We start from the raw sequence: 22,156 nt of genomic DNA on the forward strand, positions 1-22,156 counted from the left end.
CAAGATAGGTGACTGAAAGGTCGTTTGCTTAGTTTCGTTGGCTATATAAACGATTATTAAATCGAATAATCTGGAAAGGGCGTGCTGACGTCAAAACTCCCGGCCAAAGGCTGCCCATCCGGCGCCGTTGCTGCTGACGGCACTGCTGGACCGAACAACACTTTGAACGTCTCCCCCCACGCAGCCTCTGACACTCATGCAGGGCGAGTGCATTTCGCTCATTCACGCGCGGAGGATAGGTTTACATGAAGATTCTAATGGTCCTTACATCTCACGATCAGTTGGGCGACACCGGCAAGAAGACTGGATTCTGGCTGGAAGAATTCGCCGCTCCCTATTACGTGTTCGTCGACGTCAACGCGACGGTTACGCTTGCGTCTCCAAAGGGTGGGCAACCGCCACTGGACCCCAAGAGTGACGAAGAGCAGGCCCAGACCGAAGCAACACGTCGCTTCGCGTCCGATACCAAGGCCCAAGCGGCGTTGGCCAACACCGTGCCGCTGGGTGAGGTCGATCCCTATGCCTTCGATGCCGTGTTTTATCCCGGAGGCCATGGGCCCCTGTGGGATCTTGCCGAGAACACCGACTCCAAGACCCTCATCGAAGCGTTTTATGCCGCGAATAAACCCATCGCGGCCGTCTGCCACGCGCCCGGCGTGTTCAAGAACGTCAACGCGCCGGACGGTGAGCCCGTGGTCAAGGGTAAAAAAGTGACCGGATTCACCAATTCCGAGGAGGAGGCGGTGGGGCTGACCCAAGTGGTTCCGTTTCTGGTGGAGGACATGCTCAAGGCCAAGGGCGGCGAATATTCCAAAGGTGCTGATTGGGGAAGCTATGTGGTCGAGGATGGGCACCTGATCACGGGTCAGAATCCGGCTTCATCCGAAGCTGCGGCCACAGCCCTGCTCAAGCGACTGAAGCAGGAACAGGCGGGCTGAGTCAACGTTGCAGGGCGGTCAACTCGGCCGCCTGATAACGGGGCTGGGAGAGCAGGTTCCGGCGCGGGTGATTAAGACCCATAGTCGATTCCTGCTTATATAAGGTCACTGACCTGGCTCCATGTGATGTTGAATCGAGCCAGAAATTTTCGGATTCGATCGGAGTCGTTAGGTGGCACCTTGACTGATCGGGTATGCGAAAAGAGCTTGCGCCCCGCATCCGCCTGGCTTGCCGCGGTGCTGCATACCTTCAGAACCGACTCCAGTTGCAGGCGATCAAACAGGTCAATCTCAAGACCAGCATTAGCCAAGTGTTCCGACAGCGGGTCGGAGGCGGTCGGTATCCGCCAGTCCAGACGCAGTCGTTCCAGCCGCTGTCAGCCAATGTGGCCATCCGGGTGATCGACGCAGAGAGTTGTCGGAAGTTTCCTGGCCAATTGGCATCAGTAGTTCAAAATCGATGTTTGGCTCGATGTCCTCCCTGCGATTGGCCAGTCCGGGCAGGACAAAGGTCCAAATGTTGATTCTGGCTAATAAGTCCTCGCGAAACAGGCCTTCGATAACACGCGCTTGCAGATCACGATTAGTGCCAGCGATCAGAGTGAAGTCAGACTCGACCTCTTTATCAGAGCCCATCGGCAAGAACCTCTTCTCCTCAATTGCTTTCAGAAGCATTGCTTGCTCGTCGAGCGGTGTTGCCGATGGCAATTACCGGCGCTGGCAAGCTGACAACGGTGCGCCTGAGCAATCACATCCGAACGAACGCTGTTGTTATCCAGCAGTTCCTCGATGTTGGCGTACGCCTCACGCAATCTTGTGATGACGGGGGTGTTGTTGTTGAGCTTCGTGCTCGTTAGGTTGGATTGATCACGCGCCGGTGAGCGAGACTCGGCCGTAAGCGGCTTCCACAGTAATTTCACGCATTGGAGAAAGCGGATGGACGGAAGTACGGCGTGATGGCCTTTTGCTTTTACGCGGATCCCGCTAGAATTCGTCCCCCTCTCTGTTAGCGGCATTAGCCAAATTACGCAAGGAAGTCGATATGCAATTTGCAAAAGCCATTGGCCTCGCCTTGGCCTTGAGCCTGAGTGGATGCGCCAGTTTCACCAAAGATGAAGTAGCCCCCGTGAACCTGCCTTCGATGGCCAGCTACTCGAACAAGCCGAACGTCTATGTCGATTTCGATTTCTATCAGGGCGATCCCGACAATGCCAAGGCCACCGAGGTGCCGCAGGCTCGCGACATGCTCAAGCCCGACCTGAAGCGAACCTTCGATGAATCAGGGCTTTTTGGGCGCGTGGTCTTTGACGAATTCCAGAAGCAACCAGGTGATTACAGTCTTCGATTGAAGGTCTATAACCATGCGCCGGGCGGTGGGCAAATGGTCCTGGCGTTCCTCAGTGGTTTCACGTTCACGATCATTCCTGCGCTGGCAACCGACCAGTACACCATGAGCCTGGAAACCCTGGACGAGCAGGGCCAGCCGTTGGGCAAGGCCAGCAATCATGATGCGATCAACACCTGGATGGGCATCTGGTTCCTGCCTCTGGCAGGTAATACGCCCAAGGCGGCCATCACCGACACCTTCAACCGCCAGGTCAATGCGCTGTTGAAGAACTGGGTCGACAACAACCGCATAAAATACTCCGCTGTCGATACCCGCATTCCACGGGGCTGAAGCCGATAAAAAAGAGCCGCAATCGCGGCTCTTTTTTTTGATCACTTCAACGCTTGAGTGAACTGCGGGTCGTTGTACAAGCTCTTGAGCAAGTTTTGCAGCATAGGGTTGTAGTTGTTCGCGGCCGCCGGAATGGCGATCGGGCCGAAGAAACTGCTGTCCCAATCACGCTGCACATCCTTGGTGGTTTCGTATAAAACCTGATCACCTTTACGCAGCGTAAAGCGCGCAGCCACTTCGCCATGGCCGCTGCTCATACCTGCGGTGAGCTGGCTCTTGACCAATTGAACCTGCAACTGCCGGTCAGCACGAGGGTCCAACAGACCCGCCTGGCGGAGCTCGTCGTTGATCGCGGCCTGGATGTGCAGTGGAACGCTGCCCGCGGGTGAGGAAATCGGGTTCAGGCGCACCATCAGCGACCCTTGACCTGAATCCGCATTCACCTGCGTCTCGCGCAAGGGCTGCATGGGTGCATTTTGCTTGAGCTGTTGAACGTTCTGAAAATTGGCTTCATAGCGGGTCATGGTCACGCCACAACCTTGTAGCAGCAGCGCGCAGAACGGTAGAGCCAAGTAGAGCTTCTTCACAGCAAATCCTTATGTGCTTTTTTAGAAGGCGTGATTATCGGATAGTGGCCTTAGGCTATCAAGGATGAGTTGAGGTCCCGTTGCACCCAAGCCTTTCAGCCGTATTGGCTGGCAGACCCGGCAGCGGTTCTAGGCTTTCTGGAACAGGTCAACTGGTAAGCAATTGCCAACCAGATGAACCACCCTGGCATGACCATCAACGCAATACGGGTGTCAGGTCTCAATGCCAGCAGACAAAGAACAAAGCTCAGAAACGCCAGGGAAAACCAGGCCATTGGCACGCCGCCAGGCATTTTGTAGGCCGATTTCGCATGCAGCTCAGGCCGCTTTTTGCGATAGGCAATATACGATGCAAGGATGGTCGACCAAGTAAAAATCACCAGGATTGCCGATACAGTGGAAACAATGGTGAATGCCGTCATCACTTCAGGAACGATGAAAAGCAGCAGCACCCCCACGAGCATTAACAGTGTGGTGAAGGCCAGACTCAGCAGAGGCACGCTATTGCTCGACAGACGTCGGAAGATCCCCGGGGCGTTGTCCTGGTTGGCCAGTCCGAACAGCATGCGGCTAGACGAAAACACACCACTGTTGGCCGAGGAAGCTGCAGACGTCAGCACCACAAAGTTGACGATACCGGCTGCCGCGGGAAAACCTGCAACCAGGAACAGCTCGACGAAAGGGCTCTTGTTGGGCGAAACCTGTTGCCACGAAGTCACTGCAATAATGCAGGCCAGTGCCAGCACATAGAACAGGATGATTCTCAGCGGAATCGAGTTGATGGCTTTCGGTAGGGTCTTCTCGGGGTTGCGGGTTTCGGCGGCGGCGGTGCCAATCAGTTCGGTGCCGGCGAATGAGAAGATTGCCATCTGGAAACCGGCAAAGAAACCGAACAGGCCGTTGGGGAAGGCCGCTTGTTTATCCAGCAGGTGGTTCATCGAAGCAGTCACACCGCTGGGTGAGACAAAGGAGCTGGCAATCAGCACCATGCTGACGCCTATCAGGGTGATGACGGCAATGATCTTGATGATCGCGAACCAGAACTCCACTTCGCCAAAAAGCCTGACCGTCAGCACATTCAAGGCGAACAGCGTCATCAGCATACCGATGGCCGGTATCCAGGCGGGTACATCGGGGAACCAATACTGAAAAAATCCGCCGACCACGACGGCATCGCCTATCACCGCGACGCTCCAGCTCAGCCAATACGACCAGCCAAGGAAGAATGCCGCGCGCGGGCCGAGGTAGGCGCCGGCAAAATCCGCGAAGGTTTTGAAGTTCAAGTTCGAGAGCAGCATTTCGCCCATGGCACGCATGACGAAATAAACGAACAGACCAATGATCATGTAGATGAGGATGATCGACGTGCCCGAGAGGGCGATGATCTTCCCGGAACCCATGAACAGGCCTGTACCGATGGCGCCCCCCATGGCCATTAACTGAATATGACGATTGCTGAGGGTGCGCTGCAGCGCGGGCTGTTCAATCAGCCCTGATGGAGTCGATTTCATTACAAAACCTCTTGATTTTATGTTTTTGAGTTTTGGCAGAAAAGTGGTGTCTCGCGTATTTGTTAGAGATGCAACGGCTACTGACGGTGGTTGTTTTTAGAGAGCGAGATTTGCCGCGTACCCACAGTGGTGCGTAGCCCCTTGGCACTTTGCGCAGGGGCATCACCTAGGGTTCTCAGCTCACTGTACGCAGGCGTGAGGGGACGATTGCGGGATGCTGATCCAGGATTTGGTAGAGGTCTTTTATGTTGGCAGGCGTCGGCACCAAGTGAATGTGCTCACCGATTGCATGCTCCTGGGCCAGGTCTAGCACGTAGCGCAGTGACGAAAAGTCTTCGAGGGCAAAACCCACCGAATCGAACACGGTGACTTGCGCGTCGTTCTCGCGGCCCTTGATTTCGCCGCGAACAATCCGGAAAAACTCGACGACGGGAAAGTCGGCTTCCAATTGCTGGATGTCACCTTCAATCCGAGTCTGAGGTTCAAATTCAACGATGACCCGAGCATTGCGCAGGATCTCGGCGTGCAGTTCGGTTTTCCCCGGACAGTCACCCCCTACGGCATTGATATGCATGCCGGGCTCGATCATCTCGGGCGTCAGAATCGTCGCATAGGCTTTATCTGCGGTGACCGTGGTGACGATGTCTGCGCCCTTGACCGCGTCTTGCACAGAGCCGGCCAGGGTCACCTCAAGATCCGGGAACGCGGCCAGGTTGCGCTTCAACTTAAGCGAGGCGTCACGATCGATATCGAATATGCGCAGTTCCTTGATCGATAGCATTTCATGGAAGGCGAGGGCCTGAAATTCGCTCTGGGCGCCATTGCCGATGATGGCCATGATGCGTGCATCCGGGCGCGCCAGGGACTTCGCGACCAAGGCAGAGGTCGCTGCAGTGCGCACGGCGGTGGTCAGCGTCAGTTCACTGAGCAGGGTTGGATAGCCGCTGTGGACATCGGCCAGGACACCGAAGGCCATGACTGTCAGCAAATTGCTTTGACCGTTGTCCGGATGACCATTGACGTATTTGAACGAGTACTGCTGGCCATCGTCGGTCGGCATCAACTCGATCACACCCTTGGCCGAATGATTGGCGGTGCGAGGCGACTTATCAAACTGCGCCCAACGTGAATAATCAGCTTCGATGTAATCCGCCATTTCGCGGATTGCGCGACGGACGCCCACCGTGGCGAACAGGCGTGCGGCATGATCGACGTCTATGAAAAGAGTCATGTTTTTATTCTCCGGTTCTGTAGTAACAACGTTGCGGGGCAGGGGACGGCTCAGCTGCGTTTGCTCTCGAAACCATGCAGCACATTGACCGCATTGATTCCGATTTCATCGACCATGTAGCCGCCTTCCATCACGAACAGAGTGGGGCAGCCCACACCCGCTATCAGCTCGCCGATGCCGATGAAATCTTCGCTTTCCAGCAGGAAGTGGCTGATAGGGTCGTCCTTGAACGTGTCGACGCCGAGCGAAATAACCAGTACTTCAGGGGCGAATTGCTGGAGTTTCCTGCAGGCGTGGAGCAGGGCATTGCGATAGCTTTCCCAGGTGGTGTTTTTCGGCAACGGGTAGTTGAGGTTGTAACCTTCGCCATGGCCGGCGCCGACTTCGTGACTGAAGCCTGAGTAGTACGGATAAGACACCGCAGGTTCGCCGTGCAGCGACACGAACATGACGTCACTGCGTTCGTAGAAGATGTTCTGGGTGCCGTTGCCATGATGGAAGTCAACGTCCAGTACCGCGACGCGTTTCGCGCCTTGAGTGATGGCCTGTTGTGCGGCAATGGCGGCGTTGTTGAGATAGCAATAACCCCCCATGTATTCACGCGCTGCGTGATGGCCGGGCGGACGGCACAGGGCGAAGGCGCTGTCGTGGCCTTCATCGATCAGCGCCAGGCCAGTGAGGGCGATGTCTGCGCTGGTCTTTACAGCTTGCCATGTGGTTGCGGTCATCGGAGAACCGGCATCCATGGCGAAGAAGCCGAGCTTTCCGTCGATGAAAGTCGGGACTTGATCGTTGGACAAGTCACGCACAGGCCATACCAGCGGCAATGCATCATGGGTACGCCCGGTCGCACACCATTCTGACCATGCGCTTTCAAGAAAGCTGACGTAGCGCTCGCTGTGCGCATTGACGTAACACGACCGGTCAAATGCCCGTGGTTCGACGATCTGGCCAAGGCCTACCTGCTTGACTCGATCATGGACGGTATCGGCCCGGCTGGGCTGTTCGAACGACGGCTTGAGCACGCCGTCCTTCAATTCGGTGCCGTGGTGCAAACGGTGGGAATCACTGAAAACTGTAAACATTCTGCGCATCCGTTAATGTGAGCCAGTGCAAATATTCTGTTCTGGACTGGATGCGCTTTCTTTGCTTTATATTCGTGGTTTGCTAGATTTTTCGGGCGTTTTTACTCAGGAATGGCGGAATGCAGAAAAAATCATCCAAACGCATCAGCCTCGACGAGACGGACTTGGCGATACTCACATTGCTGCAAGAGGATGCGAGCATTTCCAACGCCGAGCTCAGTGAACGCCTGTCGTTAAGCCTCACACCTTGCTGGCGCCGACGTAAGAGAATGGAGGAAGCGGGCGTGATCAAGGGCTATCAGGCCAACCTTGATCGACGCATGCTGGGGCTGGATATCATGGCGTTCGTGCACATCCGTTTTTCCACCCACGCCGATCACGCTCCCGACGCCTTCGAGGCGGTGATTGCGCAATTGCCTGAAGTGTTGTCTTGTCACAAGATCACCGGGGATGCCGATTACGTGCTGCAAGTGTTGGCAGAGGATCTTGATAGCTACAGTGACTTTATCGAGCAGGTGCTCAGGCGCCAGGTGGGCATTGCATCCATTCAGTCGAGTCTGGCGTTGCGCGAGGTCAAGACCAGTAGCCGTATTGCGATACCCAAATCGACCAAGGAGCCGATATAACTGGACAGAAATCGGGTTGATTGCAGTTTATATGTGCAGCGAATGCAGCAGTGATTTCTGATAAGGCGGGGTTTATGCGAGCCATTCACGGCGGGGAAGCGCGCTTGGTAAGGAGCTAAGCGCGCAGGGCAGGAGGGCGGAGCACTTTTGGCCCCGCACCGGCGCTTCAGCCTCTATTAGCGTTCAGCTTGCGCAGCTCTTCGTAAGTAGCCGACTGGACGAACCAGAAGCCGGAAACGATGCACCAAACCAAGGTGCCGGCCACGAAAACCCCCAGAGCTGGCAAGAACCCGCTGGTGAACAGGGAGACGATAGAGACCAGCCAAATCAATGCCAAGGAGACGTAGAGGACGATGTTGTTGACGCTGATGACGAAGTCTTTCACAGGGTGTATTCCTTGCGTGAGGTAAAAAGCCCCCAATCCGGGGGGGACGCATGCTATCACATTGCCTCCACTGGTCAAGGAAAGCGGTACGGGGGCTGCTTCCTGAACAGGCGCGATCAGGACTGGTTGCAGACTTAGGGCGCCAGTGACTGTAGGGAGGAAAGATTGGGAATGGAGTGGTGCATCTACGTTTAGCAGGCGTACCTGGTGCTAGCCAGTTCTCAGAGCGTCAGGTCGTGAAACGGAGATTCGTGACAGGGCAACCTAAGGGAGGATGTGAAGATGGTGATACAACGGACTGATTTTGCATCGAACGGAGATTTGTGCAAAACCGACCGGGGGGTTAGTGGAAGTGGACAAACAACTACCGGCAGCCACTCTAAACACCTGATTTAACATAATATACATTATGCGCAAGACGAGCATGTTCGTGTGTGTTGCGTTACACAGGAAATTACCTAGGCTCAACTGCAACGCTTCCTACCATAAGGAGCAGCTTCAGCTGTTGCGCTTATGCCTGTTGTTCATTTGAAAGACATTTCCGTGCCCTCCGGACTCGTTGGTTGGTTGTTGACCGATGACCGTGGACGACCGCGCTATTGGTCGACAGTCTGGTCTGCACTGGACGGTGCGAGCTTGGCGCCGTCCACACTACGAACCCAATTGTCCGTGATCGAACAGCTGGTGGGCCTGGAACCGGAAAAACACACCTGGCCAGTGCCTTGGCCGTGTCCGGAATCACCACTCATAACAAACGAGTACGGTTCTTCTCCACGGTCGATCTCGTCAACCTGCTGGAGCGTGAAAAGTACGATGGTAAGGCCGGCCGAATCGCCCAGGGACTGCTTCGGACAGACCTGGTGATACTCGATGAGCTTGGCTATTTGCCCTTCAGTCAGAGTGGTGGCGCGCTGTTATTTCACCTGCTTTCAAAACTGTACGAACACACCAGCTTGGTCATCACCACCAACCTCAGCTTCTCGGAATGGTCGAGTGTGTTTGGCGACGCCAAGATGACCACAGCGTTGCTGGATCGGCTGACACACCACTGCCACATCGTCGAAACGGGCAACGAGTCCTACCGTCTGCAACACAGCACCTTGGCCGCCCAGACAACGATCAGGTCGCGTGAACGAAAGCGCAAGGATGAAGAGGGTATCGAGGACGATGAACCGTTTTGATCTGCACCATAAACACCCTGCCGCATGCCTGCATGCGGTGGGGCCAGATGCGTCTTCAACCAGGACACTACTGCTAAGCTTGTCCACAATTGCTGGGACAAAAATCAGCAATCCGTCCTGGGTCAATTTTCAATCGGCAGGGTGGGTCAGTTTTCAATCATTTTCAAAAAACGACCCGCGTCGAAATTTGATCCATTTTCTTCATTTTTCAGCCCTTCCGGGCGCAGCAAGGCGCTTCGCAGCGCCCATTTGCTGTATTACACGCGCACCTCTCCTGTGCCCGCCAATAAATGTCGACGCGCCATCCATAGGTTTGACAGGGCTCTCTGCATCAGGCGATGGAGCGAACCACGCCACCATCGACACGCATCGCCGCACCGGTGGTTGCGCTGGCTTGAAGCGACGTCAGCTCGCAGGGGCGAAGATATTTTCTCACTGCTTTCGTACGGCAGTTACGGTAACCTCAATTAGGACATCCCCCTCCAGAGACACTCCCAAACAGGCACGCTGAGGCCAGTTTTGCGGGTTACTACCTAGCCACTCACACCATACTTCATCCATCACAGGCTTATCCGCCATTCTGGCTATGTAGACCCGCGCACTGAGAATGCTCTGTTTGTCTGAGCCGAGTTCTCTCAAATTGCCTTCGATGATTTCGAGTGTCGGATGGTATCCATTTATGCGGCAGCATTCCTCAATCTCACTCGCCCGCTGCGTCGGCAGACGCGTGAGGACGTCCTTCAAGTAGGCATGCGCATCATGCCCATTCAGCCGCGCCGACTGGATCAAACTCATGATCGCCGCTGATGGCCGAGCCGTTGGGCACCAAGGTCGCGCTGGGCGATCATCTAGGTGTGTAGCGTATCCATCACCGGCGCTGCTTTTTCTTGCCGTATTCCGCGGCGTAAGTCCGGTTCCAGTTCACGCACTTCATTTTCGATTTCATACAACAACGGGATATAGCGTAAACCTTGTTCGATGGGGTCATTGAATCGCAGTATTGAAACGCAATGGTGTTCACCCGGTAGCAAGGAACCAAGGTCTTGTTACAGCTTTCTCATCGATCGCGGCCTTGTCAGATCCTGTAATAAATCGCCTCGCATGAAGTGTTGGAAACCGTTGTAGGATTTCTTCCCCAATTATTTCCAGGTCTGTATGAACACCCTCCAGGAACCTCCCAGTCGCCTTTCGAAGAACCGTTTTCCCTCCGTCGCTCCTGCGCGTTGCATATGCCCGTTGCAGCCCCCTTCCCTCGCATTGATCGTCCGAGGGAGCGAATAACCCATGGAATGGATCGTTGACCCCACGGCATGGCTCGGCCTGCTGACCTTGATCGTGCTGGAGCTGGTGCTCGGCATCGATAACCTCGTATTCATCGCCATCCTGGCTGACAAACTTCCGCCCGAGCAGCGCGACCGTGCCCGTATCATCGGCCTGTCCCTGGCGTTGCTGATGCGCCTTGGCCTCCTCGCCAGCATCTCCTGGATGGTGACATTGACCAACCCGCTGTTCGAGGTCTTTGGCAAGACATTCTCGGGCCGGGACTTGATCATGTTGTTTGGCGGTGTGTTCCTGTTGTTCAAGGCAACCATGGAGTTGCATGAGCGACTCGAGGGTCACGTGGCGCAACGTGCCGGCAATGCCGCCTATGCGATGTTCTGGCCTATCGTTGCGCAGATTGTGGTACTGGACGCGGTCTTTTCCCTGGATGCGGTGATCACGGCCGTAGGTATGGTGGAGCATCTGTCGGTCATGATGATCGCGGTGATGTTCTCCATCGGCTTGATGATGATCGCGAGCAAGCCGCTGACAAAATTCGTCAACAGCCACCCTACCGTCATCATGCTGTGCCTGGGCTTCCTGATGATGATCGGCTTCAGCCTCACTGCTGAAGGCCTGGGCTTCCACATTCCGAAAGGCTACTTGTACGCCGCGATCGGTTTCTCGATCCTGATTGAATTGTTCAACCAGTTGGCGCGCTCGCGACGCAAGAAAAGCCTGCAAGGTCTTCGGCCGATGCGCGAGCGTACCGCCCATGCGGTGTTGCGTCTGCTGGGCGGTCAAAAGCTGGATGCCGATGAAGTCGGCGAGGAAATCGCCGACATGCTGGAAGGTGACGAACCGGAGCAGGTTTTTCATCGGCGCGAACGGGTCATGATCAGTGGCGTGCTGCAATTGGCCGAACGCCCGATACGCAGTGTGATGACGCCTCGTGCGCAAATCGACCACCTCGACTTGGCAAATGCTGCGCAAGAAATCCGTACGGCGCTGATGCACTCTTCCTACTCCCGCTTGCCGTTGATTCGGGGAGGACGGGTGGATGAGCCGCTAGGCTTTGTCCATAAGAAAGAACTGCTTAAGGAAATACTGGCGGGCAATCAGCCGAATCTGGAAGTCATGGCGCGCAAAGCCATCAACCTGCTCGACAGTTTCACGATCCTCAATGCTCTGGAGCAAATGCGTAAGGAGTCGACCCACATCGCGTTCGTGGTAAACGAGTTCGGTGACTTCGTGGGGCTTCTCACGATGACTGACATTCTGGAATCCATTGCAGGTGAACTGCCGGATGCCAGTGAAGTCGAAGGCCCGAACATTGTTCCCCAGCAAGAGGGATTCCTCGTCAGTGGTGCCCTGAATCTCAGCCAAGTTCGCGAACACATCGGCTTCCAGGCGAAAGCGACGGAGGATTACCAGACGCTAGCCGGTTTGGTGATGAGCCTGCTGGATCGCTTGCCAATCATTGGAGACACGCTCAGTTGCCAAGGCTGGAGCATGACCGTGATGGGGGTTGAAGAGCGCCGGGTGACCAGGGTGCTGTTGCGTAAGGAATAGGCGTAGGGCTAGGCCGCATCGGCGGCCTTGTTTATTCTCGACGCTATCAATCAGCAAACGGTGCATGGGGCATCGTGGGTGACGGCCCCATGCCCTGCCATTGCCAAGCACGTACGCGAGGTGATTGAACGACGGTTATCAATAGACTTGTCTTGCTTAACCAGACTTGCTCCACTCCCCCACCATCGTCTCGTAAACCTCTTGGCAAGCGAACTCCGCCGAGACCTTTGCATCGGCAAAAACCTGATCGCCTGCTGGCGTAAGGCAGGCATAACCTACACGCGCATCCCGTGGATCACTTTGTCGAGACACCAACCCTATTTTTTCAAGCGGCAGTAAGGATTTGGTCACCGCCGATGCCGTCAGCCCCATGCTGTCAGCCAGATCAGCTCGCCGCAGCCGAGCATTGTGCGCATGTTTCAGGTGATACAGGATCATGAAATCACTGAAGCTCAGGCCGTGCACGGCAGAGAGCTTGGCATCAACCCGCCGCGCTGCTGCGGTGTACGCGCGTGAGAAGCGAACACAGCGATCGAGTATCGAGCCGTTCTCGGCAGGTGCAGTAGATTCGTTGTCAGACATTGCAGCATTGCTCCAATTCTTGTGGAGAAGGACGTTTAAATCGGGGCTCCATGAAGTCAAACATGGGCCCCGTCACCTTGATCAGTATTATGTCTTGATACTTGACCACTACAGTATCAAGAAGTAAGACTGTCGCAACCTTTGCGCGACGAACGGACAAAACCGCCCGCACATGAAACGGAGCAGCCAACTGCCCCTTGACCTAACGAGTGACGTTTTTCCCAACCATCTTCAAAGGCGACGCCCTTCATTTCAATGCGCAGAAATCCCATCATCTGCGCACGGTTTCTGAGGAGCAGGCGGAGTCGCTAGTGGTTGTGCATAGTTCGATTAGGCGCTGGTACTCGATCAGGTCTGGACGAACGAACGCCTCATCGGAGCGACAATCGTGATTGCTCGCGAGAAACGACTGTTGCTATCAGATTGGCCCGGACTGTAACTGACGCCCTCCTCCTCATTCGCTTACTGTCGTGGCTCATCCCTCGGAGTGATCCCCATGCCGGATACCGCCAATCTCTATCTGTTCGTGGTTGCTGTCGTGCTTTTGCTGATCGTCCCAGGGCCCAACATGGCCTTTGTCACCAGCCATGCGCTAGCTCACGGCTGGCGTGCTGGCGTTGCAGCCGCCCTCGGCATTTCCTTTTCCGACGTGCTGATGACGATGATGGTCAGCGCTGGCATTGGCGCACTGGTCATGAGTTGGGCGCCGGCGTTCGACCTGCTACGCCTGGCCGGGGCCGGTTACCTGCTGTGGCTGGCCTGGCAAGCATTGAGAGCGCCGGCAGTGACTCAGGCGACTCAGCTCCAGGCGGCTTCGCTGTGGAAAATCTTCTGCCGAGGCGCCCTCAACAGCCTCTTGAATCCCAAGGCGCTGCTGTTCTTCATGGTGTTCCTGCCCCAGTTCGTCAACGTCAAGGCTGGAGGCGTTAGCTTACAGTTGATCTTCCTGGGCGCGCTGCTGGCCCTGATTGCACTGGTCTTTCATACGCTGCTGGGTGTTTGCGCCGCGCTGCTCAGGGCGAAACTGGCAAGCGGCGTGATTTCAAGGCGCCTGGGCACGTACGGTTTTGCCGGGGTCATGGCAGCGCTGGCGGCACGCCTGTTGTTTCTTGACCGCCCGCTTTGACCACGGGCTTCCCTGCGCAATGGATTGGCCTATGCTTAGCCAATCCATTGCGGAGCTGGATCGATGTCGTCGTCGCAAACCACCCTCCTCCAAAGCTGGCACCACAATGCCCATTCCTGGATCAAAGCTATCCGCACGGGTGCCATCGAAAGCCGGTTGACGGTCACGGACCAGGCCATGCTGCTGGCGGTGCAAAGCCGCCAGCCTGAGCGAGTGCTGGATCTAGGCTGCGGTGAAGGCTGGTTGTTGCGAGCGCTGACTGAACGGGGCATCGAGGCGGTCGGTGTGGATGGCGACGCGACGCTGGTCGATGCGGCGCGGGCGGCGGGCTCCTCGTCGGTGCATCTGGCCAGCTATGAAGCGCTGGTGGAAGCGAAGGTGGACGTTGGCAGCGGCTACCACCTGATCTGCGCCAACTTCGCCCTGTTACACCAGGACATCATCCCATTGCTCGCTGCGATGAATGCCCTGCTCAACCCAGGCGGCGCGCTGGTAGTTCAAACGCTGCATCCATGGACCGTGGCGGCGGGCGATTATCAGGACGGCTGGCGAGAAGAAACCTTCGATGGGTTCAAAGGCCAATGGCAACCCATGCCGTGGTACTTCCGCACTTTGTCCAGTTGGCTCAATGCCTTGGACATGGCCGGTTTCCGGTTGCTGGGCCTGCAGGAACCGCAGCATCCACAAAGCCCATTGCCGCAGTCGCTACTGCTGCTGGCCGAGCAATCCCCGTCATGGCGTTAGCAACTCGACGGTAAAACACCCCGAGCGATAAACCCTGCGCGCCTGCATGCCGCGCTTTTGCAGGGTTTTCCTGACAGTTCTGAGAAACATGCCGTGAGAGACAATGATCGTGGTCCTCCCCGGTTCGCCGCAGCCTTTGTAAAGCTCATCGGCGACACCCAGCGCCCGCTGGTGTTCGGCTTTTCGGCTGGCGGCCCCCAGTGAAATCCCCAACAACCACAAGATCCTGTGCAACGCGAACCAATGCCTCACGCCCATTTTCAAGACGGGAATGCTGCTTAACCGCAGGTCATACTCGCGTAATCGAGCATCCTGTTGGATACGTGTTGCGTCGAATAGCCGGCACGCCGTCGCGTAGGCTCTGTTGACGGGCGAGGAAATGATGTTAGCTTCGCTCGCCAACAGCACTTGAGACACCTCCGGTTGGCCCAGGAATGCTGCAATTTCACCCTCATCGATGGATGAGGTCTGGTTGTATTCATCCAGAAGCAGCTTGGCTGAATGTGCATTGCAAGGCGTGTAATCGATCAGCGGCGTGGCATGGCGTATCAGGTAGATCACAGCAACAGCTCCCTTGTTTTATCTTGAAAATCCCTTTCGTAGCGCACCTGTATACACGGAACCACTGGATCGCCGCCAGCCAGTCGATCTATGCCCGCCTCTATGCACTGATCGAGAACATCGTCCAGATGAGTCACCAGGTGGTCAGCCAGTACGCCGTTGATGTCGGGCCGCAATGCATGGCGGCGACCCCGCCTGAACAGCCAACCACCTCTTGAATAACTTTTAGTTGTCACGGGGTAGCAATATTCCTTGTTGGACGCGATAGCCACGGTGTTCTCAAAGTAGCGAACGAACGCTTGGAGAGCCCCGGTGTTGCTCGTTTTCGTTCGAACACCGCCTGCTGGAGACCGGCATCCGTTTGCGGCACATTGAGTTGGGCCGCAACGGCGCGATGTTCCAGGCCAACATCGACACACGCCCCACCGCCCGCCTGTCTGGCAAAATGCGGGTGACGGCCTTATGGAACAGTGACTTGTAAGCCTCGTACGAGGCAGTTTTTCAACTTGAAGGGACACACGATGAACACCGCTCAGCTTTCGATTCAACAGTACATCAGTGCCAAGGACGGTAACCGCCCTCACCTGCTGGACCAGGCCTTCACACCGACGGCTATTCTGCACATGGTCGTGCGCACCGGTTCCATCGCGTTTCCCGACCATGTCGAAGGCCGTGCCGCCATCGGCGACGTGCTGGTCAGTCGCTTTGGCCAGACCTTCGAAAACGTCTACACGTTCTGCCTGGCCGCGCCACCACCGGCAAATGCCGAGGCGTTCCAGTGCAAATGGTTGGTGGCGATGTCCGACAAGAACAGTGGCGAGGCACGTGTCGGTTGTGGCCTGTATGACTGGCAGTTCGAACCAGCGTCGAGCCTGGCCGAGCGACTGACCATCACCATCGAACACATGAAAACCCTGCCGGCGAGCGATCTACCGATGATCATGGCCTGGGCGTCACGGCTGGAGTACCCATGGTGCTGGCCTGAAGCGGCGATCGATAACGTGCCGGATTCAGGCGCGCTTCAGGACGTGATCCAGTTCATGATTAACCCGATCAGTGAACAAAATAGAGCCAAACGCTGATCCTTGTGGCGACGGGATTTACCTGTGAGAGCAAAGCTTGCTCGCGATGCGGACGCCTCGGTTCTCGGGAAGACCGCGTTGGCCTCATCGCGGGCAAGTCTTGCTCTCATAGGGTGGGGATACTCCCCTTGCCACGGTTTCTATGCCCCCTTGACTGCGCCAAGGAGACGCCCACGTGAACATCAAGTTTCTCGAAACCTTCGTCTGGGTCGCCCGCCTGAAGAGCTTTCGCCTCACCGCGGAAAAGCTGTTCACCACCCAGGCGTCCATTTCCAGTCGGATCGCCGCCCTGGAGGACGAGATGGGCGTGCGCCTGTTCCTGCGCGATTCCAAAGGTGTATCGCTGACCTCCGAAGGCCAGCACGTGCTGGAGTACGCAGAGCGCATCATGGACACCATGCAAAGCATGAAAGCCGTGATCAAGGATCCGCGCCAGGTGCGCGGCCGGATCCGCATTGGTGCAATGGATACGGTGATCCACACCTGGCTCAGCCCCTTGGTGACACGCCTGATGGCATGTTACCCAGCCCTGGAAATCGAACTGTCGGCCGACACCGCGAGCAACCTGTGTTCGCAGTTGGAGAAAGGCTACCAGGACATCATTTTCCAGACTGACATCCTGCGCCTGGACAGCGTGCGCAACGCACTGCTAGCGCGGTACCCGATGCACTGGGTGGTGCGCACCGGCTCCGCCTATGACCGGTCTTATGCCTCGCTAGAGGACTTGTCCCAGGAACGCATCGTGACGTTTTCGCGCAACTCACGCCCCCACCAGGACATTCTGAACCTGCTGCACTCGGCCAACATCGTCTCGCCACGCATCAACTGTGTGAACTCGGCATCGGCCATCACCCGCCTGGTTCGCGACGGTTTTGGCATTGGTGCCATGCCGGCCGCGCTGGTCGCCGGCGAATTGGCCCAGGGCACATTGACGTTGGTGGACGGTGTGCCGCTGCCATCGGTCATGGACATCATGGCCAGTTGGCGGACCGGCGCGGGAATGGAACGGGTGGAAGATATCGTCGCCCTGACCCGGGAAGTGGTGGGCGAGTTCGTCGCACAACTGCCAGCAGCGTATAGATTGGCGGCGCAAGACTTCAGCGCGCTGTAAGTGAACTGCAACATCCCCGACTTATTCTGAGCCAAGCGCACTGCGGCGAACGCGGGTTGTGCATGTCGCTCGCTCGGAATGATCCAGGGAACTCACCATGAAAATCAGCGTATTCGGAAGTGGCTACGTAGGCTTGGTGCAAGCCGCCGTGTTGGCTGAAGTGGGCCATGACGTGGTGTGCATGGACATAGACGAGCGCAAGGTCGACAGCCTGCGCCAAGGCCAGGTGAGTATTTTCGAGCCGGGCCTGGCCACGCTGGTGCGTGAAGGGCTGGAGGCCGGGCGCTTGCACTTTACCAGTGACGAACAGCTTGCCGTGCAACACGGCCAGGTCCTGTTTATCGCCGTGGGTACGCCTTCCCGGGACGATGGAAGTGCCGATCTGAGTCAGGTCCTGGCCGTCGGCGAGGCTGTCGCCCGCTACCGCGAGCAACCGCTCATTGTGGTGGAGAAGTCCACCGTGCCAGTGGGCACCGGCGACGTTCTGCGGACGCACATCGACAAATGCCTGCTCAAGGCCAGTCGTCTGCTGCAGTTCGATATTGTCTCCAACCCCGAGTTCCTCAAGGAAGGCTCGGCGGTTACCGATTGCCGTCGTCCAGATCGTATCGTGATCGGCTGCGAGCGCGATGAAGTACGTGAAACCATGCGCGACCTGTACGCCCCATTCAACCGCAACCACGACCGTGTCCTGTTCATGGACCTGCGCAGTGCCGAGCTGACCAAATACGCCGCCAACGGCATGCTGGCGACCAAGATCAGTTTTATCAATCAGATCGCCGAACTGGCCGAACACCTGGGGGCCGACATCGAGTCCGTACGCCTGGGCATCGGCGCCGACTCGCGCATCGGCTACCACTTCATCTACCCGGGATGCGGCTACGGCGGCTCATGTTTTCCAAAGGACATGCGCGCCCTGATCCACACCGCCGAGCAGGCCCACTGTTCCAGCGACCTGCTGCAAGCGGTGGAAGCCATCAACGGGCGGCAGAAACACAAGCTGTTCGAGCGGATCAATGCGTTCTACCAGGGCGAGTTGCGCGGCAAGACCTTCGCCCTGTGGGGCCTGGCCTTCAAGCCCAACACTGACGACATGCGCGACGCACCGAGCCGCACCTTGCTCGAAGCGCTTTGGGCCGCGGGTGCCAGCGTCCGCGCGTTCGACCCGGAGGCGATGCAGCAGACGCAATTGCTCTACCCCGACGAAACCCGATTGATGCTGATGGGCACGCCGGAATCGGTGTTGCCGGGGGCCGACGCGCTGGTCATCTGCACCGAATGGCAGCCCTTCAAGGCTCCGGACTTCGAGCTGATCCGGCAACGGCTCAAGGCCCCGGTGATTTTCGACGGCCGCAACCTGTTCGAACCGGAGCGCATGGCGGACAAGGGTTTCACCTATTTCCCGATGGGGCGCGGGCAGTCGCGCAACCTGCCCATTGCCCAGCAAACGTGGTTCCCTGCTTCGAGAAGCGCATAAGCTGTAGCGTTACCTCAAAATTAATGCACTCAACCAGCATTATTATGAATTTGTAAGCAAGGGTTGTGAACGGCACACTGTGCGCCGTTCCTCCCCCAACTGTTGGAACACTTAAAGGGCTTTCTGGGTTTTTTCAGTAAGCCCCTTTTTTTGTTCGTTTTTTGGATTGTCGCTTAATGCTTTCTCGCTGGTTCCCCGCCGCTATCAACACCCGTCCCACCGAATGGAGCCGCGCCGCCATCGGCATGGCGCTGGGGACGATGTTCAGTGTCTGGCTTTGTGCGCAGGTATTTGGCCTTGAAGTGGCGCAACACCTGATCGGTCCCCTCGGCGCCTCGGCGGTGCTGTTGTTTGCGGTGTCATCAGGTGCCCTCGCCCAGCCCTGGTCGATTGTCGGCGGTTACCTGTGTGCGTCGGTCGTCGCGTTGCTGGTGGCCCATGTATTGGGCCGCACGCTGGGTAGCGCCTGCCTGGCGGCGGGCATGGCGCTGGTGTTGATGTGCTGGCTGCGTTGCCTGCACCCGCCGGCGGGTGCCCTGGCGGCGACGTTGGTGCTGGCCGCTCCGTCGATCAGTGCCTTGGGCTGGCAGGCCGTCGGTGCGGCCATGCTGGCCGGCTCCGGGCTGCTCGTCTTTGCGCTGGCCTACAACAACCTGACGCGAGTGCGCTATCCCAAGCGTGCCAGCGAACCGGGGGTGGTCATCCCGGCTGATCACTCTCCCGTCGACCGGCAGGCGATCACGGCCGAAGACCTGAAACTGGCCCTGGCGGAAATGGAAGCATTCTTTGACGTCACGCCGGAAGATCTTGAGCAATTGATCCACGCCAGCGAGCGAAATGCCAAGCGCCGCAGCATCGCGGAGGTTCTCTCTGGTCGCGGTTGAGCCTGTGGCTGCTATAAATATGCAGAAAGGACCTGCACGTATCCCGGTTGTGCAATGCAAATTTGCACTGGTACGATCTTGAATGGGTACGCGCGACACAATTCATAAAGAAGAATAAAAGCAGGGAGTTAGCGATGACAGCTCAGGTTTCATCACAAGCCGCGCAAACCATCGAAACCGCAGCCTATGAGGTGCTGGTCGAGGTTCGTAATCAGATTGGCCACTTGACCCTGAACCGCCCCGCCGGCCTCAATGCCCTCACCCTGGGCATGGTGCGCAGCTTGCAGCAACAACTCGATACCTGGGCCCTCGACCCACAGATCCGCGCCGTGGTACTGCGTGGCGCGGGCGACAAGGCGTTTTGCGCCGGCGGTGATATCCGCTCGCTGTACGACAGCCACAAGCAGGGCGACACCCTGCACGAAGATTTCTTCGTCGAGGAATACGCCCTCGACCTGACAATTCACCACTACCGCAAACCGATCCTCGCCTTGATGGATGGCTTCGTGCTGGGTGGCGGTATGGGCCTGGTACAAGGCGCCGACCTGCGGGTCGTGACCGAACGCAGCCGCCTGGGCATGCCGGAAGTCGGTATCGGTTATTTTCCGGACGTGGGCGGCAGCTATTTCCTGCCACGCATTCCCGGTGAGCTGGGCATCTACCTGGGGGTCAGTGGCGTACAGATCCGTGCTGCCGACGCGTTGTATTGCGGGTTGGCCGACTGGTATATCGACAGCCGCAAACTCAAGCAGCTCGACGAGCGCCTCAATCGGCTGGAATGGCATGACACGCCGCTCAAGGACCTGCAAAGCCTGCTGGCCAAACTCGGTGTGCAACAGCTGCCTGCCCCGCCCCTGGCTGACTTTCGGCCAGCCATCGACCATTTCTTTGGCCTGCCCGACGTGCCGAGCATGGTCGAGCAGTTGCGCCAGGTCACCGTCGCCAACAGTCACGAATGGGCGATAAAGACCGCCGAACTGCTGGACAGCCGCTCTCCCCTGGCCATGGCCGTGACCCTGGAAATGTTGCGGCGCGGTCGGCATTTGAGCCTGGAAGACTGTTTTGCCCTGGAACTGCATCTGGACCGGCAATGGTTCGAACGCGGTGACCTGATCGAAGGCGTGCGCGCCTTGCTGATCGACAAAGACAAGAACCCGCGTTGGAACCCTCCGACCCTGGAGGCGCTGGACGCCGACCATGTGGCGAGTTTCTTCGACGGCTTCGATGACCACGGGAACTGAGCCATGCATGACCTCGAACTGACCGAAGAACAAGTGATGATCCGCGACATGGCCCGGGACTTCGCCCGTGGTGAAATCGCCCCCCACGCCCAAGCCTGGGAAAAAGCCGGCTGGATTGACGACGGCCTGGTGGCAAAAATGGGCGAACTGGGCCTGTTGGGAATGGTAGTGCCGGAAGAATGGGGCGGCACCTACGTCGATTACGTCGCCTATGCCCTGGCGGTAGAGGAAATCTCCGCCGGCGACGGTGCCACCGGGGCGCTGATGAGCATCCACAACTCGGTGGGGTGCGGGCCGGTCCTGAATTTCGGCACCGATGAACAAAAGCAGACGTGGCTGGCCGACCTCGCCAGTGGCCAGGCCATTGGCTGCTTTTGCCTCACCGAACCTCAGGCCGGGTCCGAAGCCCACAACCTGCGCACCCGGGCCGAATTGCGCGGTGGCCAGTGGGTCATCAACGGCGCCAAGCAGTTCGTCAGCAATGGCAAGCGAGCGAAACTGGCGATCGTGTTTGCCGTAACGGACCCGGAACTGGGCAAGAAAGGCATTTCGGCGTTCCTGGTGCCCACCGATACGCCGGGTTTCATCGTTGATCGCACCGAACACAAAATGGGCATCCGCGCCTCGGACACCTGCGCGGTCACCTTGAGCAATTGCACCATCCCGGAGGCCAACCTGTTGGGGGCTCGCGGTAAAGGCCTGGCGATCGCCCTCTCCAACCTGGAAGGCGGCCGCATTGGCATCGCGGCGCAAGCCTTGGGCATCGCCCGTGCCGCCTTTGACGCGGCGCTGGCTTACGCGCGCGATCGCGTTCAGTTCGACAAGCCGATCATCGAGCACCAGAGCATCGCCAACCTGCTGGCCGACATGCACACCCGCATCAACGCCACCCGTCTGCTTATCCTCCACGCCGCACGCCTGCGCAGCGCCGGCAAGCCGTGCCTGTCAGAAGCCTCCCAGGCCAAGCTGTTCGCCTCGGAAATGGCCGAGAAAGTCTGCTCCTCGGCCATACAGATTCATGGTGGATACGGGTATCTCGAGGATTATCCGGTAGAGCGCTACTACCGCGATGCGCGGATTACTCAGATCTACGAAGGGTCAAGTGAGATACAGCGAATGGTGATTGCCCGGGAGTTGAAACACTACCTGGTGTGATGGCTGGAAAACCATCGCGAGCAGGCTCGCGATGGCGGTACATCTGTCAAAGCAATGCATCGCGGGCAAGCCCAGCTCCCACAGGATCCGATGGCGTACTCAAAGGCTGCATACACCCCGAATCCCCTGTGGGAGCGAG

21 protein-coding genes and 5 pseudogenes are annotated in these 22,156 nt (G+C 57.5%); 16 read left to right on the forward strand and 10 right to left on the reverse strand.

Annotated elements, in window-relative coordinates; all coding sequences use genetic code 11:
- Window positions 1–245 precede the first annotated feature (245 nt).
- A complete protein-coding gene (locus tag AACY42_RS11440) occupies window positions 246–938 on the forward strand; it encodes a type 1 glutamine amidotransferase domain-containing protein (protein WP_339479381.1) in 693 nt (230 codons plus the stop codon).
- Window positions 939–1,033: 95 nt separating this feature from the next.
- Here the strand turns inward: AACY42_RS11440 and AACY42_RS11445 are convergent.
- Window positions 1,034–1,628, reverse strand: a pseudogene (locus tag AACY42_RS11445) (sigma 54-interacting transcriptional regulator); the annotation flags it as partial.
- Between the two features lie 352 nt (window positions 1,629–1,980).
- Between AACY42_RS11445 and AACY42_RS11450 the strand changes: the two are divergent.
- Window positions 1,981–2,616, forward strand: a complete 636-nt coding sequence (locus AACY42_RS11450) for a hypothetical protein (protein WP_092224511.1) — start codon at window positions 1,981–1,983, stop codon at window positions 2,614–2,616.
- 41 nt (window positions 2,617–2,657) lie between these two features.
- On the opposite strand, the gene AACY42_RS11455 is transcribed toward AACY42_RS11450, so the two are convergent.
- The 4 genes from AACY42_RS11455 to AACY42_RS11470 form a co-directional block, all read right to left on the reverse strand.
- Complete coding sequence (locus AACY42_RS11455) at window positions 2,658–3,203, reverse strand: hypothetical protein (protein ID WP_339479385.1); 546 nt, start codon at window positions 3,201–3,203, stop codon at window positions 2,658–2,660.
- Between the two features lie 95 nt (window positions 3,204–3,298).
- Entirely contained in the window at window positions 3,299–4,714 is a 1,416-nt protein-coding gene (locus tag AACY42_RS11460) for an amino acid permease (RefSeq protein WP_339479386.1), read from the reverse strand.
- Between the two features lie 175 nt (window positions 4,715–4,889).
- Window positions 4,890–5,945: an ornithine cyclodeaminase gene (locus AACY42_RS11465; protein ID WP_339479388.1), complete on the reverse strand. Its 1,056-nt coding sequence runs from the start codon at window positions 5,943–5,945 to the stop codon at window positions 4,890–4,892.
- 50 nt (window positions 5,946–5,995) lie between these two features.
- A complete protein-coding gene (locus AACY42_RS11470) occupies window positions 5,996–7,030 on the reverse strand; it encodes a histone deacetylase family protein (protein ID WP_339479389.1) in 1,035 nt (344 codons plus the stop codon).
- Between the two features lie 119 nt (window positions 7,031–7,149).
- Between AACY42_RS11470 and AACY42_RS11475 the strand changes: the two genes are divergently transcribed.
- A complete protein-coding gene (locus AACY42_RS11475; RefSeq protein WP_339479391.1) occupies window positions 7,150–7,656 on the forward strand; it encodes an Lrp/AsnC family transcriptional regulator in 507 nt (168 codons plus the stop codon).
- A 166-nt stretch (window positions 7,657–7,822) separates the two neighbouring features.
- On the opposite strand, the gene AACY42_RS11480 is transcribed toward AACY42_RS11475, so the two are convergent.
- Entirely contained in the window at window positions 7,823–8,041 is a 219-nt protein-coding gene (locus AACY42_RS11480) for a hypothetical protein (RefSeq protein ID WP_339479392.1), read from the reverse strand.
- Between the two features lie 683 nt (window positions 8,042–8,724).
- Here AACY42_RS11480 and AACY42_RS11485 point away from each other — a divergent pair.
- A pseudogene (locus AACY42_RS11485) lies at window positions 8,725–9,222 on the forward strand (ATP-binding protein); the annotation flags it as partial.
- 432 nt (window positions 9,223–9,654) lie between these two features.
- Here the strand turns inward: AACY42_RS11485 and AACY42_RS28610 are convergent.
- On the reverse strand, window positions 9,655–9,861 hold the full coding sequence (locus tag AACY42_RS28610; protein WP_445261743.1) for a Rid family hydrolase: 207 nt from the start codon (window positions 9,859–9,861) through the stop codon (window positions 9,655–9,657).
- A 28-nt stretch (window positions 9,862–9,889) separates the two neighbouring features.
- Window positions 9,890–10,029 (reverse strand): annotated as a pseudogene (locus AACY42_RS28615) (transposase domain-containing protein); the annotation flags it as partial.
- 477 nt (window positions 10,030–10,506) lie between these two features.
- Between AACY42_RS28615 and AACY42_RS11495 the strand changes: the two are divergent.
- Entirely contained in the window at window positions 10,507–12,054 is a 1,548-nt protein-coding gene (locus AACY42_RS11495; protein ID WP_339479393.1) for a TerC family protein, read from the forward strand.
- Between the two features lie 156 nt (window positions 12,055–12,210).
- Here the strand turns inward: AACY42_RS11495 and AACY42_RS11500 are convergent, their stop codons facing one another.
- Window positions 12,211–12,636, reverse strand: coding sequence for a MarR family winged helix-turn-helix transcriptional regulator (locus tag AACY42_RS11500; RefSeq protein WP_339479395.1), 426 nt, complete (start codon window positions 12,634–12,636; stop codon window positions 12,211–12,213).
- Window positions 12,637–12,869: 233 nt separating this feature from the next.
- Here AACY42_RS11500 and AACY42_RS28620 point away from each other — a divergent pair.
- From AACY42_RS28620 to AACY42_RS11510, 3 genes and pseudogenes are all read left to right on the forward strand, one after another.
- Window positions 12,870–13,028: pseudogene (locus AACY42_RS28620) on the forward strand (hypothetical protein); the annotation flags it as partial.
- Window positions 13,029–13,132: 104 nt separating this feature from the next.
- Window positions 13,133–13,762 (forward strand): LysE family translocator, encoded by a 630-nt coding sequence (locus AACY42_RS11505; RefSeq protein ID WP_339479396.1) that lies wholly within the window; start codon window positions 13,133–13,135, stop codon window positions 13,760–13,762.
- A 63-nt stretch (window positions 13,763–13,825) separates the two neighbouring features.
- The gene (locus AACY42_RS11510; RefSeq protein ID WP_339479398.1) at window positions 13,826–14,506 is read left to right on the forward strand and encodes a class I SAM-dependent methyltransferase; all 681 of its coding nucleotides are present in this window, start codon (window positions 13,826–13,828) and stop codon (window positions 14,504–14,506) included.
- Here AACY42_RS11510 and AACY42_RS11515 read toward each other — a convergent pair.
- Window positions 14,495–15,067, reverse strand: coding sequence for a phosphoglycerate mutase family protein (locus AACY42_RS11515; protein ID WP_339479399.1), 573 nt, complete (start codon window positions 15,065–15,067; stop codon window positions 14,495–14,497). The genes AACY42_RS11510 and AACY42_RS11515 overlap by 12 nt on opposite strands.
- A 23-nt stretch (window positions 15,068–15,090) precedes the next feature.
- Between AACY42_RS11515 and AACY42_RS11520 the strand changes: the two genes are divergently transcribed.
- From AACY42_RS11520 to AACY42_RS11555, 8 genes and pseudogenes are all read left to right on the forward strand, one after another.
- Window positions 15,091–15,285: a hypothetical protein gene (locus AACY42_RS11520; RefSeq protein WP_339479400.1), complete on the forward strand. Its 195-nt coding sequence runs from the start codon at window positions 15,091–15,093 to the stop codon at window positions 15,283–15,285.
- 98 nt (window positions 15,286–15,383) lie between these two features.
- A pseudogene (locus tag AACY42_RS11525) lies at window positions 15,384–15,524 on the forward strand (D-glutamate cyclase family protein); the annotation flags it as partial.
- A gap of 64 nt (window positions 15,525–15,588) precedes the next feature.
- Entirely contained in the window at window positions 15,589–16,149 is a 561-nt protein-coding gene (locus AACY42_RS11530) for a hypothetical protein (RefSeq protein WP_339479401.1), read from the forward strand.
- Window positions 16,150–16,324: 175 nt separating this feature from the next.
- Window positions 16,325–17,260, forward strand: a complete 936-nt coding sequence (locus AACY42_RS11535; protein ID WP_339479402.1) for a LysR family transcriptional regulator — start codon at window positions 16,325–16,327, stop codon at window positions 17,258–17,260.
- A 97-nt stretch (window positions 17,261–17,357) separates the two neighbouring features.
- Window positions 17,358–18,737 (forward strand): UDP-glucose dehydrogenase family protein, encoded by a 1,380-nt coding sequence (locus AACY42_RS11540; protein WP_339479403.1) that lies wholly within the window; start codon window positions 17,358–17,360, stop codon window positions 18,735–18,737.
- A gap of 176 nt (window positions 18,738–18,913) precedes the next feature.
- On the forward strand, window positions 18,914–19,621 hold the full coding sequence (locus AACY42_RS11545) for an HPP family protein (RefSeq protein ID WP_339479404.1): 708 nt from the start codon (window positions 18,914–18,916) through the stop codon (window positions 19,619–19,621).
- A 134-nt stretch (window positions 19,622–19,755) separates the two neighbouring features.
- Complete coding sequence (locus tag AACY42_RS11550) at window positions 19,756–20,862, forward strand: enoyl-CoA hydratase/isomerase family protein (RefSeq protein WP_339479405.1); 1,107 nt, start codon at window positions 19,756–19,758, stop codon at window positions 20,860–20,862.
- 3 nt (window positions 20,863–20,865) lie between these two features.
- Window positions 20,866–22,017: an acyl-CoA dehydrogenase family protein gene (locus AACY42_RS11555; RefSeq protein ID WP_339479406.1), complete on the forward strand. Its 1,152-nt coding sequence runs from the start codon at window positions 20,866–20,868 to the stop codon at window positions 22,015–22,017.
- The last annotated feature ends 139 nt before the right edge of the window (window positions 22,018–22,156 follow it).

The sequence above is a fragment of the Pseudomonas sp. RL_5y_Pfl2_73 genome, from assembly GCF_963970515.1.
Lineage (GTDB): Bacteria > Pseudomonadota > Gammaproteobacteria > Pseudomonadales > Pseudomonadaceae > Aquipseudomonas.

What these genes read in the sequence shown, in the direction of transcription:
- AACY42_RS11460 (WP_339479386.1), bottom strand. Translation starts at nt 4,714, where the DNA reads ATGAAATCGACTCCATCAGGGCTGATTGAACAGCCCGCGCTGCAGCGC.
- AACY42_RS11545 (WP_339479404.1), top strand. Translation starts at nt 18,914, where the DNA reads ATGCTTTCTCGCTGGTTCCCCGCCGCTATCAACACCCGTCCCACCGAA.
- AACY42_RS11505 (WP_339479396.1), top strand. Translation starts at nt 13,133, where the DNA reads ATGCCGGATACCGCCAATCTCTATCTGTTCGTGGTTGCTGTCGTGCTT.
- AACY42_RS11555 (WP_339479406.1), top strand. Translation starts at nt 20,866, where the DNA reads ATGCATGACCTCGAACTGACCGAAGAACAAGTGATGATCCGCGACATG.
- AACY42_RS11530 (WP_339479401.1), top strand. Translation starts at nt 15,589, where the DNA reads ATGAACACCGCTCAGCTTTCGATTCAACAGTACATCAGTGCCAAGGAC.
- AACY42_RS11510 (WP_339479398.1), top strand. Translation starts at nt 13,826, where the DNA reads ATGTCGTCGTCGCAAACCACCCTCCTCCAAAGCTGGCACCACAATGCC.
- AACY42_RS11465 (WP_339479388.1), bottom strand. Translation starts at nt 5,945, where the DNA reads ATGACTCTTTTCATAGACGTCGATCATGCCGCACGCCTGTTCGCCACG.
- AACY42_RS11440 (WP_339479381.1), top strand. Translation starts at nt 246, where the DNA reads ATGAAGATTCTAATGGTCCTTACATCTCACGATCAGTTGGGCGACACC.
- AACY42_RS11550 (WP_339479405.1), top strand. Translation starts at nt 19,756, where the DNA reads ATGACAGCTCAGGTTTCATCACAAGCCGCGCAAACCATCGAAACCGCA.
- AACY42_RS11540 (WP_339479403.1), top strand. Translation starts at nt 17,358, where the DNA reads ATGAAAATCAGCGTATTCGGAAGTGGCTACGTAGGCTTGGTGCAAGCC.
- AACY42_RS11495 (WP_339479393.1), top strand. Translation starts at nt 10,507, where the DNA reads ATGGAATGGATCGTTGACCCCACGGCATGGCTCGGCCTGCTGACCTTG.
- AACY42_RS11500 (WP_339479395.1), bottom strand. Translation starts at nt 12,636, where the DNA reads ATGTCTGACAACGAATCTACTGCACCTGCCGAGAACGGCTCGATACTC.
- AACY42_RS11470 (WP_339479389.1), bottom strand. Translation starts at nt 7,030, where the DNA reads ATGTTTACAGTTTTCAGTGATTCCCACCGTTTGCACCACGGCACCGAA.
- AACY42_RS11475 (WP_339479391.1), top strand. Translation starts at nt 7,150, where the DNA reads ATGCAGAAAAAATCATCCAAACGCATCAGCCTCGACGAGACGGACTTG.
- AACY42_RS11450 (WP_092224511.1), top strand. Translation starts at nt 1,981, where the DNA reads ATGCAATTTGCAAAAGCCATTGGCCTCGCCTTGGCCTTGAGCCTGAGT.